At 68.1% G+C, this 11,915-nt stretch carries 17 protein-coding genes; 9 read left to right on the top strand and 8 right to left on the bottom strand.

The annotated features are described in order from the left end of the window. Window positions 1-195: 195 nt before the first annotated feature. Window positions 196-318: a hypothetical protein gene (locus WAL33_RS09240; RefSeq protein ID WP_422180659.1), complete on the top strand. Its 123-nt coding sequence runs from the start codon at window positions 196-198 to the stop codon at window positions 316-318. An 80-nt stretch (window positions 319-398) separates the two neighbouring features. On the opposite strand, the gene WAL33_RS09235 is transcribed toward WAL33_RS09240, so the two are convergent. Continuing rightward, window positions 399-698 (bottom strand): CC_3452 family protein, encoded by a 300-nt coding sequence (locus tag WAL33_RS09235; protein WP_422180657.1) that lies wholly within the window; start codon window positions 696-698, stop codon window positions 399-401. 71 nt (window positions 699-769) lie between these two features. Further along, complete coding sequence (locus WAL33_RS09230; protein WP_422180655.1) at window positions 770-1,390, bottom strand: TIGR00730 family Rossman fold protein; 621 nt, start codon at window positions 1,388-1,390, stop codon at window positions 770-772. Between the two features lie 116 nt (window positions 1,391-1,506). Between WAL33_RS09230 and WAL33_RS09225 the strand changes: the two genes are divergently transcribed. The 4 genes from WAL33_RS09225 (at window position 1,507) to WAL33_RS09210 (ending at window position 4,973) form a co-directional block, all read left to right on the top strand. Further along, window positions 1,507-2,340 (top strand): hypothetical protein, encoded by an 834-nt coding sequence (locus WAL33_RS09225; protein ID WP_422180653.1) that lies wholly within the window; start codon window positions 1,507-1,509, stop codon window positions 2,338-2,340. Continuing rightward, window positions 2,271-4,202: an ABCB family ABC transporter ATP-binding protein/permease gene (locus WAL33_RS09220; RefSeq protein WP_422180661.1), complete on the top strand. Its 1,932-nt coding sequence runs from the start codon at window positions 2,271-2,273 to the stop codon at window positions 4,200-4,202. The genes WAL33_RS09225 and WAL33_RS09220 overlap by 70 nt, the downstream gene beginning before the upstream one ends. Window positions 4,203-4,257: 55 nt before the next feature. Then, a complete protein-coding gene (locus WAL33_RS09215) occupies window positions 4,258-4,440 on the top strand; it encodes a hypothetical protein (protein WP_422180651.1) in 183 nt (60 codons plus the stop codon). 95 nt (window positions 4,441-4,535) lie between these two features. After that, window positions 4,536-4,973, top strand: coding sequence for a VOC family protein (locus WAL33_RS09210; protein WP_422180649.1), 438 nt, complete (start codon window positions 4,536-4,538; stop codon window positions 4,971-4,973). 10 nt (window positions 4,974-4,983) lie between these two features. Here WAL33_RS09210 and WAL33_RS09205 read toward each other — a convergent pair whose 3' ends face one another. After that, a complete protein-coding gene (locus tag WAL33_RS09205; RefSeq protein WP_422180647.1) occupies window positions 4,984-5,418 on the bottom strand; it encodes a hypothetical protein in 435 nt (144 codons plus the stop codon). 105 nt (window positions 5,419-5,523) lie between these two features. Next, the gene (locus WAL33_RS09200) at window positions 5,524-6,600 is read right to left on the bottom strand and encodes an alkene reductase (protein ID WP_422180645.1); all 1,077 of its coding nucleotides are present in this window, start codon (window positions 6,598-6,600) and stop codon (window positions 5,524-5,526) included. Between the two features lie 189 nt (window positions 6,601-6,789). Between WAL33_RS09200 and WAL33_RS09195 the strand changes: the two genes are divergently transcribed. From WAL33_RS09195 to WAL33_RS09185, 3 genes are all read left to right on the top strand, one after another. Then, a complete protein-coding gene (locus WAL33_RS09195; RefSeq protein WP_422180643.1) occupies window positions 6,790-7,005 on the top strand; it encodes a hypothetical protein in 216 nt (71 codons plus the stop codon). Between the two features lie 5 nt (window positions 7,006-7,010). Beyond that, on the top strand, window positions 7,011-7,217 hold the full coding sequence (locus WAL33_RS09190; protein ID WP_422180641.1) for a hypothetical protein: 207 nt from the start codon (window positions 7,011-7,013) through the stop codon (window positions 7,215-7,217). A gap of 66 nt (window positions 7,218-7,283) precedes the next feature. Beyond that, on the top strand, window positions 7,284-8,225 hold the full coding sequence (locus tag WAL33_RS09185) for a DUF808 domain-containing protein (protein WP_422180639.1): 942 nt from the start codon (window positions 7,284-7,286) through the stop codon (window positions 8,223-8,225). A gap of 32 nt (window positions 8,226-8,257) precedes the next feature. Here WAL33_RS09185 and WAL33_RS09180 read toward each other — a convergent pair whose 3' ends face one another. The 4 genes from WAL33_RS09180 to WAL33_RS09165 form a co-directional block, all read right to left on the bottom strand. Continuing rightward, complete coding sequence (locus WAL33_RS09180) at window positions 8,258-8,845, bottom strand: sigma-70 family RNA polymerase sigma factor (RefSeq protein WP_422180638.1); 588 nt, start codon at window positions 8,843-8,845, stop codon at window positions 8,258-8,260. An 82-nt stretch (window positions 8,846-8,927) separates the two neighbouring features. Then, window positions 8,928-9,575, bottom strand: coding sequence for a DsbA family oxidoreductase (locus WAL33_RS09175; protein ID WP_422180636.1), 648 nt, complete (start codon window positions 9,573-9,575; stop codon window positions 8,928-8,930). A gap of 97 nt (window positions 9,576-9,672) precedes the next feature. Further along, window positions 9,673-10,185, bottom strand: a complete 513-nt coding sequence (locus WAL33_RS09170) for a 6-pyruvoyl trahydropterin synthase family protein (protein ID WP_422180634.1) — start codon at window positions 10,183-10,185, stop codon at window positions 9,673-9,675. A gap of 28 nt (window positions 10,186-10,213) precedes the next feature. Next, window positions 10,214-10,621 (bottom strand): ribonucleotide reductase subunit alpha, encoded by a 408-nt coding sequence (locus WAL33_RS09165; protein WP_422180632.1) that lies wholly within the window; start codon window positions 10,619-10,621, stop codon window positions 10,214-10,216. Window positions 10,622-10,952: 331 nt separating this feature from the next. Here WAL33_RS09165 and WAL33_RS09160 point away from each other — a divergent pair. Then, the coding region (locus WAL33_RS09160; protein WP_422180630.1) for an acyl-CoA dehydrogenase family protein at window positions 10,953-11,915 on the top strand (963 nt) is incomplete at its 3' end.

Here is an 11,915-nt window from a genome sequence, read left to right as displayed (position 1 = left end):
CGGCAAGGGAAACGTCGATTGTCCGTAGGCGGAATTCGTCAGTGTTCGGATGATTTTTCTTGCGTTTCACAAGCTCGGGCGCATGATTCCCGACGACGCGCTGACGACTAAGAGGGGGCAGCCCCTGTAAGCCGCGCGCGTCTCCTGGTCCAACGGCCCGCCTGTTTTTCAAGCAAGTCTGGGAGACGCCGCCAAATGAACGTATCGAGAATGAGCCACGCCATGCTGTCCTTCGCCCTGATCGGCGGGATGCTGGTCGGAGGAAGGCCGGCGCCGAAGCCGACGGTGACCGAGCCCAGGCCCTCCGGCCGCAAGTAGGCGAGAAAAAGGGGCGGTCCGCCAAGCGGGCCGCCCCTGTATTCATCTTGAGGTTCGAGCCCAAAAGCCTGGACAGGCGCTTACGGCTTGGCGGCCGTGTTGCAGTCGGCGATGCCGGCGGCGTCCAGCTCTTCGCCGCGATAGTTGAAGGTCACGACCGCGCCGAGTTCAGCGGCCAGCTTGCGGCAGGCGCGGCTGATCGGCAGGGATTTGACCTGGGGCGCGGCGCAGACGTCGCCGGCGCAGCGCCACTGGGCGCCGTCCTGGATCAGGGTGGGGGCCTTGCTGGGCGTCTTGAGCTTGAGAACAGCGCCTTCGGCGGCGAAAGCGCCGGTCGAAAGGGCGGAGGCCGCGACGAGCGCGGTCACAAAGATACGCATGGTTGTTTCCTACTATCCCCTAAGGCCGACATTGGGAGATCGGCTGCAGTTATATGCGTTGCATTTGGCAACTAAGTCAACAAACGGACGTTTGAAAACGCGTCTTCCTGCCCGATTTCCGCCAGCCAGGCCAGTAGGGAAGGTGTTATGTCGCCGGCCTTTTCCTCGACCCGCCAGCAGTCGGCCAAGGCCGGCGGCGTCAGACCCTGGTCGATGGTGTGCCGCAGCAGGGCGAACAGCGGGTCCCAGAAGCCGCCCGGATTGTGGAAGACGATCGGCTTGCGATGCAGGTCCAGGCGGCGCCAGGACAACAGCTCGATGATCTCCTCCAGCGTGCCGATGCCGCCGGGCAGCACGACGAAGGCGTCCGAACGCTCGAACATCATCATCTTGCGCTCGTGCATCGAGGTGACGACCACGGTCTCGACATCGTCGAACGGCTGCTCGCGACCGCGCAGGAAATCCGGAATGATGCCCAGCACCTGACCGCCGGCCTCGTGGGCCCCGCGGGCCGTCGCGCCCATCAGCCCCACGCCGCCGCCGCCGTAGACCAGCTTCAACCCGGCCTTGGCGAAATCGCCGCCGATCTCGAACGCGGCCTCAAGAAACGCCGGGTCGGCCGCATTGGACGAACCGCAATAGACGCAGACCGCCTTGGCGTCGCCGGTTTGTCCGCTGGACAGGTCGGGCATCGTCGTCCACTCCAGAAAAATAAACAGCGCGCCGGTCCTTGTTGGCAAGGTCGGCGCGCCGCACGTGAACACCCAAGAAGCAGGCCGCCGGGGCGTGGTCGGTCGTTGGATACGCCATGATCAGGATTCGCGAGATCGGTTTCAAGTCGTCCCCCCTCAAGTCAGCGTGGGTCGTGGCGGTGCTGGCCACGTCGACGTTGGGCGCCTGCGGCGGCGAGGACCAAGGCTGGAGACGCGATCCGGCGGCGACCAAGACCGAGCAGCCTTCGTCCCAGGCCGGCTATCTCAAGCCGCCGCGCGTGGTCTCGGCGATCCGTCAGGGAGACGCGGTGGCGCTGTCGGGCCAGGCCGAGCCTCTGGCCAGCGTGAGGCTGGGGGCACCGACCGGCGAGGTGCTGATGGGCAAGACCGACGCGGCCGGCGCCTGGCGGCTCCTAGCGCCCTTGGCGGCCGAGCCGCGGCTCTATGGCCTGTCCATGACGATCGACGGTCGGACCGTGCAGGCTCAGGGCTATCTGATGGTTGCGCCGGGCGGTGTCGCGGCGCTGTTGCGGGCCGGAGCCGGGGCCGAGGTGCTAGGCCAGGTCTCGCTGTCGCCCCACGTTCTGGCGATCGATTATGACCGTGGCGGCGGGGCCGTGGTGTCCGGCGTCGGCACGCCGGGGGCGGGCCTGGGGGTGAGGGTCGATCGCGCCACGCGCGGCGAAGGCAAGGTGGGGGCGGACGGCCGCTTCTCGATCTCGCTCGACCAGCCCCTGGCGGAAGGCGCCCACACGATTCAGGTGGCGGGCGAGGGCGGCGAGCAGCAGGTGGTCGTCGACGTCAGTCAGCCCTTGCCCGCCACCGCGGGGCCGATGCGTTCCACGCTCTCGGCCGCGGGCTGGCGCGTCGATTGGATGACGCCCGGTGGCGGCCTGCAGACCACCCAACTGCTGGGCGGCGCTCAGTGAGGGGCATGGCGCGATCCGGAGCGGTGGCGGGCGCGATCGCGGCCCCCGAGGTCAAGGCCAATGGCTGGAAGGCCCTGGCGGACCTGTTCAGTCTCGTCATGCGCTCCAAGGCTCCCGGGCTGCGCTGGCGCGTGACCCTGGCCCTGGTCTTCACCTTCGTCGGCAAGTTCCTGGGCGTGATCGCGCCGCTGCTGCTGGGCAAGGCGGTCAATACGCTGAGCGCCGGGCAGGGGGCGGCGGTCCAGGTGGGCTTGAGCTTCGCGGCCCTGGCCGGCGGCTGGGCCCTGATCCGCTTCATCGCCGCCGTCGCGCCGCAAGCGCGCGATGCGGTGTTCACCCCCGTGGCCCAGGCGGCCCAGACCCGCGCGGCGGTCGAGACCTTCGCCCACGCCCTGTCGCTGTCGATCGACTTCCACCAGACCAAGCGCACGGGCTCGCTGTCGCGAGTGATCGATCGCGGCGCGCGGTCGATGGACTTCCTGCTGCGCGGCCTGGTGTTCAACATCGCCCCGACCGCGGTCGAGCTGATCATGGCCGCCATCGTGCTGGCCAAGGCCTATGATTGGCGCTTCGCCCTGACGGCGGTGGTCACGGTGGTGATCTACGGCGTGGTGACCTTCACGATCTCGGACTGGCGGATCGGCCATCGCCGGGTGATGAACGAGGCCGACGCGGAAGCCGCCGGCCGGGCCGTGGACGCGCTGTTGAACTACGAAACGGTCAAGGCCTTCGGGGCCGAAGAGCGGGCGGTCGGCGGCTATGAGACCGCCCTGGCGGCCTATGGCGCGGCCAACGTCAAGGCCACCAACTCCCTGACCCTGCTCAACACCGTGCAGTCGGCGGTGATGAGCCTGGGCCTGGGCATGATGGCCGTCCTGGCCGGCGCCGAGGCGGCCGCGGGCCGGATCGGCCCCGGCGATGTCACCGCCGCCGTGCTGATCCTGGTCAATCTGTACGGCCCGCTGAACATCCTGGGCTTTGCCTATCGCGAGATCCGCCAATCGTTCATCGACATGGAGGCCATGCTCGACCTGCAGCGCCAGCGGCCCGACGTCGCCGACGCCCCCGACGCCATCGACCTGCCGCCCTCGGCCGACCAGCGCGGCGGGGCGGTGGCCTTCGAGGCGGTGTCGTTCAAGCACGGCGCGCGGTCGGAAGGGCTGGCGGAGGTGAGCTTCTCGGCCGAGCCGGGGACCACGGTGGCCATCGTCGGCCCGTCCGGGGCCGGCAAGACCACCCTGGTGCGCCTGGCCCTGCGGATGATCGATCCCCAAGCCGGCCGGATCACCCTGGACGGCCACGACCTAAAGGCGCTGAAACAGGCCTCGCTGCGTCGGGCCGTGGCCCTGGTGCCCCAGGACGTGGCCCTGTTCAACGACAGCCTGATCGCCAACATCGCCTTCGCCCGCCCCGACGCCTCCGAGGCCGAGGTCTGGGCCGCCGCCGAGGCGGCCGAGCTGGGCGAGTTCATCCGAAGTCTGCCCGAGGGCATGGCCACAAAGGTCGGCGAGCGCGGGCTGAAGCTGTCGGGCGGCGAGCGCCAGCGCGTGGGCATCGCCCGGGCTTTGCTGGCCGACCCCCGCGTGCTGATCCTGGACGAGGCGACCAGCGCCCTGGACAGCCGCACCGAGGCCGCCATCCAGGCCACCTTGCGCAAGGCGCGGGCCGGGCGCACGACGCTGGTCGTCGCCCACCGCTTGTCGACGATCGCCGACGCCGACGAGATCATCGTGCTGCGCCGGGGAAAGGTTGTGGAGCGTGGCGGCCATGCGGCCCTTTTGGAGGCCGGCGGCGAATACGCGGCGTTGTGGCGGCGACAGACTCGGGAGAAACCGGTGGCGGCCGAAGTGGTTGGAGATTGAATTCCGAAAACCGCCAAGCTAGAACAAAGATAGAACAAAAACGGCGGTTACTGTCATGTTGACGCGAAAGATCGATCGAGCCCTGGACGCCATGGCCGCCTGCAAGGACCGGGTGCCGGCCCTGCGCGAGATCTACCGCGCCGACAGTCCCGAGGGCCTGGCCCTGGGCCATCTGATGGACGCGGTGGAGCAGGCCCAACAGGTTCTGCAGGGCCAGGCCGCGCGGGCCGGCGAATAGGCCTCGCGGTCGGTCTTCTCGATAAAATGTGGGATGCGGCGCGGCGGGCCCCCGCTGTATCCTGCGCCACGCCCATCCGACCTTAGGAGCCGCCCATGCGCTATCTGCACACCATGGTCCGCGTGAAGGACCTCGACGCTTCGCTGCGCTTCTATTGCGAAGGCCTTGGCCTGACCGAGATGTATCGGATGGAGAACGACAAGGGGCGTTTCACCCTGGTGTTCCTGGCCGCGCCCGAGGACGTCGAGCTGGCCAAGGAGCGCAAGGCGCCGTTGGTCGAACTGACCTACAATTGGGATTCCGAGGACTATCAGGGCGGGCGTAATTTCGGCCACCTGGCCTATCGGGTCGACGACATCTACCAGACCTGCCAACGGCTGATGGACATGGGCGTGACGATCAACCGCCCGCCGCGCGACGGGCACATGGCGTTCGTCCGATCGCCCGACAACATCTCGGTCGAACTGCTGCAGGACGGCAATCTGGAACCGGCCGAGCCCTGGGCCTCGATGCCGAATACGGGGGCCTGGTAGGGCGGGGCGCTTAAACCAGCTTCACCTGAGGCTCCGGCGGCGCATAGGCCGCGGCCAGCGCTTCCAGCCGGCCCGCCGGGTCGGCGATGATCGCCAGCCAGGCCAGTCGGGCCAGTTCCAACCGGTAGTCGGCGGCGTAGCCGGTCGAGAACGGCGACTGGGTGCTGCCGATCGGTTCAGCGGCCTTGGCGGTCACCAGTTTTTGCCGGATGAGAACGGCGGGACGGTCGATCAGGACCTCGCCTTCGCCGACCGCCACCCAGCTGTCGACCAGGGCGCAAACGGACACCGCCTGATAGACCGTGATGGGCAGGGCGCGCTTTTGCGGCGCGGGCTCGGCCACCAGGGTCGGCTTGACGGCGTTGGGCGGGCTGGTGATCCGGAAGGCCAGGGCGTTGGCGCCGCGCTGCAGGACGGTCTTCCAGTGATTGTTGGTCTTGCTCATGCCCAAGCCTGTATCCGCTACGCGGCGTATGGTGAAGACCCAACGCGGTAAATGGCGCAGCGGATACGGACCGAGGCGAAAATCCCTGCCTTTTGGGCGCTTTGGCTATTCGGCCGCGGCCGCGACGGGCGTCTTCAGAGCGGGGTAGTCGACATAGCCCCGGCCGTCGCCGCCATAGAAGGTGGTCGGGTCCGGATCGTTCAGCGGCGCGCCAAGCCGCAGGCGCTCCACCAAGTCTGGATTGGCGATGTAGGCCTTGCCGAACGCGACGGCGTCGGCCTTGCCCGCGTCCAGGGCCGCCTGGGCGGTGGCGGCGGTGAACTTCTCGTTGGCGATATAGACGCCGCCGAAGGCCTTCTTCAGATCGGCGCCAAGGCTGTCGGGGCCGTCATATTCTCGGGCGCACAGGAAGGCGATGCCGCGCTTGCCCAGTTCCTTGGCCACATAGCCGAAGGTCGCGGCCAGGTCGCTGTCGCCCATCGAGTGGCTGTCGGCGCGCGGGGCCAGGTGCATGCCGACCCGGCCGGGGCCGAACACCGAGGCGGCGGCGTCGGCGACCTCAAGCATCAGCCGGGCGCGGTTCTCGATCGAGCGGCCGTAGCGGTCGGTGCGCTGGTTCGAACCGTCCTGCAGGAATTGGTCGAGCAGGTAGCCGTTGGCGCCGTGGATCTCGACGCCGTCGAAGCCGGCGGCCTTGGCGTTCTCCGCGCCCTTGCGGAAAGCCTCGACAACCCCGACCACTTCGTCGGTCGTCAGGGCGCGGGGCGTGGGGTAGGGGCGTTCGGGACGCAGCAGGCTGACGTGGCCCTTGGCCGCGATGGCGCTGGGGGCCACGGGCGCCGCGCCGCCGTGGAACGACGGGTCGGAAATCCGGCCCACGTGCCAGATCTGCATGAAGATGCGGCCGCCCTTGTCGTGCACGGCCTTGGTGACCAGCTTCCAGCCCTCGACCTGCTCCTGCGACCAGATGCCCGGTACGCCCTGATAGCCGACGCCTTGCGGGACGACCGGCACGCCCTCGGTGATCAGCAGACCGGCCGAGGCGCGCTGGGCGTAGTAGTCGGCCATCAAGGCGTTGGGGATCTGGGTCGGACCGGCCCGCAGCCGGGTCAGCGGCGCCATGACGACGCGGTTGGGCAGTTCAAGGTCGCCGAGGACGAGCGGATCGAACAGTGTGGGCATGAGGTGGTCCGTGAAGGGTTCGCCGACCCCGCGTCGGCGTCTCGCATATCTGGTCTGTCGCGGCGGTATCGCAACTGCCACAGGCTCTGATTTTATTCTGACGGCCGCTGCAGGGAATCTGAGAGGCGGTCAGGGGGAACGCCGGGGCGACGCCGGTCGTTGGCTTGTGACGACATCCGGAGAATTCCCATGGCCGAACCTGACGTCACCAACGGCGACGAAGCCGACGACACCTACGACCCCTCGACGGTCGAGGCCAATCGCAACATCCAGCAGGGCGGCGGCGTCGGCGCCCGTGACCTGGCCCGGCAGGACGAGCCGGCCGAGATCGTCACCCCCGACGGCGACGACAGCGACGACGACGCGCCCGTCGAGGCCCTTGGCCTGGCCCATCCGAAGGAATAGTCGCGATGGCCGAACTCGACGCCAAGAAACGCGACAAGCTGCCCGACAAGGCCTTCGCCGAGCCCGAAAAGCGCGCCTATCCGATCGAGAACAAGGCCCATGCCCGCAACGCCAAGGCCCGCGCCGGCCAGGCCGTGAAGGCCGGCCGCGTGTCCAAGGCCGAGGAAAAGCGGATCGACAAGAAAGCCGACGCCGTCCTGAACAAGGGTTAGGGCTCGACCGGAGCGCGCGGACCAGTCTATTCGCGTAGGACATCAACGCGAACAGAGACTCCGCCCATGCCCTCCGGCCTCGCCGCCCTTCTCGACGACATCGCCGGCATCACCAAGCTGGCGGCCGCCTCGCTGGATGACGTGGGCGCGGCGGCCGGCAAGGCGGGCACCAAGGCCGTGGGCGTGGTGGTCGACGACACCGCCGTCACCCCGGGCTACGCCATGGGGTTCACGCCGGATCGCGAACTGCCGATCGTCTGGAAGATCGCGGTCGGCTCGTTCCGCAACAAGCTGCTGTTCCTGTTGCCGGGCGCCCTGGTCCTCAGCGCCTTCGCGCCCTGGGCGGTGACGCCGATCCTGATGGTCGGCGGGGCCTATCTGGCGTTCGAGGCCACCGAGAAGATCATCGAAGCCTTCGTCGAGCACGAAGTGGTTGGCGACGAGGTCGAGGACTTCGCGCTCAGCAGCGCCGAGCTGGAGGCCGAGAAGGTGGGCGGGGCGATCCGCACCGACCTGATCCTGTCTGGCGAGATCATGGCCATCGCCCTGGCCGACGTGGCCGACAAGCCTCTGGCCATCCAGGCCGCCTCGCTGGCCCTGGTCGGCGTGCTGCTGACTATCGCGGTCTATGGCGTGGTCGCGCTGATCGTGAAGATGGACGACATCGGGCTGCACCTGGCCCAGCGGTCCAACGCCGGGGCCCGCGCCCTGGGGCGAGGCCTGGTCAAGGCCATGCCGGTGACCATGGAGGCCCTGACGGTGATCGGCACCGCCGCGATGCTGTGGGTCGGCGGCGGCATCATCGTCCATGGCCTGGAGCACTTCCACCTGACCCCCGTGCCGCACTGGGTCGAGGCCGCCTCGCATTGGGCCGCGCAGGTTCCCGGCATCGGGGTGGTGACCGGCTGGCTGGCCATGGCGGCTTGCTCGGCGGTGGTCGGGCTGATCGTGGGCGGCGTGATCGTCGGCGTGATCCATCTGATCCCACGCAAAAAGGCGGCGCACTAAGCGCCGCCCCTATTTTGCCTTGAACTCGCCGGTTAGGCCGCGCGGGCCGTCCGGTAGTGGTCGATCTGCCGGAAGATCGAGGCCATGGCGGCGTGAGCCGGCTTCTGGTCCTCGGTGATGTGACCTTCGGCGAAGATCAGGGCCAGGCGGTCGCGAGCGCGGCTGACACGGCTCTTGATGGTGCCCAGGGCCGCGCCGGTCACTTCGCTGACTTCCTCGTAGGACATGCCGGCGGCGCCGATCAGGATCAGGGCTTCGCGTTGGTCGGCCGGCAGCATGTCCAGCGCCCGGCGCATCTCGTCCAGCTCCAGGGCCGCGGTCGGATTAGACACCGAAACCAGCGTCCGCTCGGCGACCTCGGGATCCAGCGCGCAAGAGCGCCACGAACGGCGCTTCTCCGAATAGAAGACGTTGCGAAGGATCATGAAGGTCCAGGCCTTCATATTCGTGCCCGGCTGGTAGGACTCGCGCGAGGCCAGGGCCTTGGCCAGGGCGTCCTGAGCCAGGTCGTCGCCGTGGCTGGCGTTGCCGGTGAGGGAGCGGCCGAAGGCGCGCAGGTGAGGGATCAGGCTGACGAGCTCGCGCTCAAAAGTGGTCTTGGCCGAAGTCGGATTGGTCATGCGATAGTCCCCGTTCGGAGAATGAACGCGCCCGACGGACTAAGGCTCCGCTTTGAAGTAAATATATCTGACCGAACGCTGGTCAGGCCTCGGCGGCGATCTGGCGCAGGGCTTGCTCGAAATACTCCGGCGGCTGACCGCCGGAGATCAGATAGCGGTCGTTGATCACCACGGCCGGCACAGAACTGATTCCCGCCGCCTGCCACTGGCGTTCGGCGGCGCGGACCTCCTGGGCGTACTGGCCCGAGCTCAGCACCTGGTGGGCGGCGTGCGGGTCCAGCCCCGCCTTCATGGCGGCGGCGACCAGAACCTCGTGGTCGGACGGATCCTGGTTGTCGGTGAAATAGGCCTCGAACAGGGCGTGCTTCAGGGCTTTCTGGTCACCGACCAGCCCGGCCCAGTGCAGCAGGCGATGGGCGTCGAAGGTGTTGTAGATTCGGCTGTTCTCGTCGGTGACCATGGAAAAGCCCACCGAGGCGGCACGGTCGTGGATGGCCTGGCGGTTGGCCGCCGACTGCTCGCGAGTCGCGCCGTACTTCTCGGCGACGTGCTCGACGATGTTCTGGCCCTCGGGCGGCATGTCCGGATTGAGTTCGAAAGGCTGGAAATGGATCTCGGCGTCGACCAGATCGCCGACCCGCTCGAGCGCGGCCTCCAGCCCGCCCAGGCCGACGATGCACCAGGGGCAGGAGACGTCGGAGACGAAGTCGATCTTCAGGGGCTTGGTCATGGCGCGATCCGATGGCGGCGAGATCGCAGATATAGGACGCCCGCCGAGGAATGCACGACGGACAATCGGGCGGACTGAGCCATGACGCCATCGGCGCCTAGGCCAGCGCGTCCATCACGGACGTCAGAACCTCCGCCGAGAGGTCGCGCAGCACCGCCATTGGATTTTCGTAGATAGCGCTGTTGGCGCCGTGTTCGAAGCATTCGACCGAGGCGATCCAGCACCGGCCTCCGGTCGCGCGGTCGATCAGCGGCTGGGTTTCGGAAAAAGCGTAGGCGGCCAGGTGTTCGCAACTGACGCCCGGAATGACCCGGACCTGGGCCAGGCCCAGTTGCGCCAATCGCTCGAGCTCCGCCCGGGCCGGATCGTCCCGCGCCACCAGAAGCGTGTGGTCAAAGGTCGCGTGTAGCCATTCGCGGATGGGGCCAAAGCCGCCGGACCCGAAATCGACCACCCAGCCACGCGCGTCCAGTTGCTCAGCGGCGAAAGTGAACTTGAAGCCTAGGGAGTAGCCGTGAAGGAGCTGGCAATGGCTGTCGGCGGCCCACTGCCGCAGCGCGCAGGACAGTCCGCGATCGGCGCCGTAGGTCTTGGTTGAACGATAGGCCATGCGATCTCCAGGCGCGCGGGGCGGCGGCTCAGCGCAAGCGCAGCGGCTCGCCGTCCTGGTCAAAGGCCGCATACTTGTCGACGCCGCCCACGCGGAGGGTTTCGACCATCGTCTTGAGCGCCGCGTCGATCTCGGCCTTGGTCGGCGCAAGACCGTTGAGGCCAGGCAGGGCGGCGGCGAACACCACCTGCCACGGCGGTCCGGCGGTCTTGGATTCGGCCGCCAGGCCAGCGAAGTCCTTCAACTCGCCCACGCCTTTGTCGACACACATCCGCGGCGCCAAGGCGCCCCCGCGGCCGGCCGCGAAGGCTTCGCGTTGCGCCTCTGTCGGATGATCGGGCAGTTCGGCGGCGGCGAACACGAACAGCAGGCGATGCGGCTGGGCCTGGGTGGCCGCGATGCTCAGAAGCTGTTGAAAATGAGAGTCTTCGGTCATGGCGTGGCACCTTGGTGGATTTCGACATTCAGGCCTTGCGTCAGATCAAATCAAGCCGATCGTGGGCTGGGGCGCGGCCCAGGTCCACGACTTGCCGTCGGTTTTGGAGTCCAGGCGCACCACGCTTGGCGGCCATCACCCTGTCGGGCGTCAAATCGACGAACGGCGATCTTGGTTTCGAGCCTTGCGATCGATCAAAGTTTCGGACGAAAGCTCGACCTAGGGTTCGAGGGCCGCGGGTCGCGCGGTCTGAAGGGCCGGCTTCGTGGTTCGTCAATCGATCCCCTTCCCGAGTCCAGCTTCGGTGCGGTCCATGTCGGACGAGGCCTTCTTGGCCTTGGTGAGCGCCTTCCTGGCGGAGGCGCTCACACCCGACCTGCGGACCGCCGGGCGACGAACCCTGGGCGTCCATTCCGACATCGAGGCGTGCCGCGCCTGGCACGCCAAGCTGTTCGCGCGCGGATGGATCGCTCCGGCTTGGCCGCGGACCTGGGGCGGCACCGGCTGGAGCCCCCGTCAACGCTTCCTGTTCGACCGCGAATGCGCCCTGAACGATGCGCCGGTCTTGTTCGCCGCCGGTCTGCGCAGCCTGGGTCCCTTGCTGATCGAACAGGGCGACGACGCGCAGCGGGCGCGCTATCTGGAGCCGATCCTGTCGGGCCAGGACCTTTGGTGCCAGGGGTTCTCGGAACCTGGCGCGGGGTCTGACCTGGCGGCCGTGTCCTGCCGCGCGGTGCGCCACGGCGAGGTTTATCGCATCACCGGCACGAAGATCTGGACCACCGGCGCCCATCTGGCCAATCGGATGTTCGGCATTTTCCGCACCGCCGACGGGCCGCGGCGTCAGCAGGGCCTGACCTTCCTGCTGATCGACATGAACAGCCCCGGCCTGACGGTTTCGCCGATCCTGGACCTGGCGGGACAGCATGAGTTCAACCAGGTGTTCTTTGACGACGTGCCGGTCGCGGTCGCCGATCGGGTGGGGGCCGAGAACGACGGCTGGTCGATGGCCAAGCGGCTGATGCAGCTGGCCCGCGCCAACAACACCCCGGCCGCCCTGGTGCGTCGGGCCTTTCGCCACACCGCCGAGGCGCTGACCCTGGCCGGGCCGAACGCCGAACCTGGCCTGCGCACGCGTCTGGCCGGCCTGGCCGTCGATCTGGACGCCTTCGAGCAGTTGGAATTGGCCGCTCTGCCGTCAGGCCGGCCGGGCCCGTGCGATCCGGTCGCGCCGTCCATGCTCAAGCTGGTCGGCAGTCAGCTGCACCAGCAGGTGGCCGAGCTGGCGATGGAG

Origin of the sequence: Caulobacter sp. (assembly GCF_049283275.1) — a bacterium.
Lineage (GTDB): Bacteria > Pseudomonadota > Alphaproteobacteria > Caulobacterales > Caulobacteraceae > Caulobacter.
Note: the sequence above shows the minus strand (reverse complement) of the source record. Positions and strands in the feature narration are given on the sequence as shown.

Excerpts from the sequence above, each read along its gene's own strand:
- WAL33_RS09240 (WP_422180659.1), top strand. The coding sequence starts at position 196 with ATGAACGTATCGAGAATGAGCCACGCCATGCTGTCCTTCGCCCTGATC.
- WAL33_RS09235 (WP_422180657.1), bottom strand. The coding sequence starts at position 698 with ATGCGTATCTTTGTGACCGCGCTCGTCGCGGCCTCCGCCCTTTCGACC.
- WAL33_RS09230 (WP_422180655.1), bottom strand. The coding sequence starts at position 1,390 with ATGCCCGACCTGTCCAGCGGACAAACCGGCGACGCCAAGGCGGTCTGC.
- WAL33_RS09225 (WP_422180653.1), top strand. The coding sequence starts at position 1,507 with ATGATCAGGATTCGCGAGATCGGTTTCAAGTCGTCCCCCCTCAAGTCA.
- WAL33_RS09215 (WP_422180651.1), top strand. The coding sequence starts at position 4,258 with ATGTTGACGCGAAAGATCGATCGAGCCCTGGACGCCATGGCCGCCTGC.
- WAL33_RS09210 (WP_422180649.1), top strand. The coding sequence starts at position 4,536 with ATGCGCTATCTGCACACCATGGTCCGCGTGAAGGACCTCGACGCTTCG.
- WAL33_RS09205 (WP_422180647.1), bottom strand. The coding sequence starts at position 5,418 with ATGAGCAAGACCAACAATCACTGGAAGACCGTCCTGCAGCGCGGCGCC.
- WAL33_RS09200 (WP_422180645.1), bottom strand. The coding sequence starts at position 6,600 with ATGCCCACACTGTTCGATCCGCTCGTCCTCGGCGACCTTGAACTGCCC.
- WAL33_RS09195 (WP_422180643.1), top strand. The coding sequence starts at position 6,790 with ATGGCCGAACCTGACGTCACCAACGGCGACGAAGCCGACGACACCTAC.
- WAL33_RS09190 (WP_422180641.1), top strand. The coding sequence starts at position 7,011 with ATGGCCGAACTCGACGCCAAGAAACGCGACAAGCTGCCCGACAAGGCC.
- WAL33_RS09185 (WP_422180639.1), top strand. The coding sequence starts at position 7,284 with ATGCCCTCCGGCCTCGCCGCCCTTCTCGACGACATCGCCGGCATCACC.
- WAL33_RS09180 (WP_422180638.1), bottom strand. The coding sequence starts at position 8,845 with ATGACCAATCCGACTTCGGCCAAGACCACTTTTGAGCGCGAGCTCGTC.
- WAL33_RS09175 (WP_422180636.1), bottom strand. The coding sequence starts at position 9,575 with ATGACCAAGCCCCTGAAGATCGACTTCGTCTCCGACGTCTCCTGCCCC.
- WAL33_RS09170 (WP_422180634.1), bottom strand. The coding sequence starts at position 10,185 with ATGGCCTATCGTTCAACCAAGACCTACGGCGCCGATCGCGGACTGTCC.
- WAL33_RS09165 (WP_422180632.1), bottom strand. The coding sequence starts at position 10,621 with ATGACCGAAGACTCTCATTTTCAACAGCTTCTGAGCATCGCGGCCACC.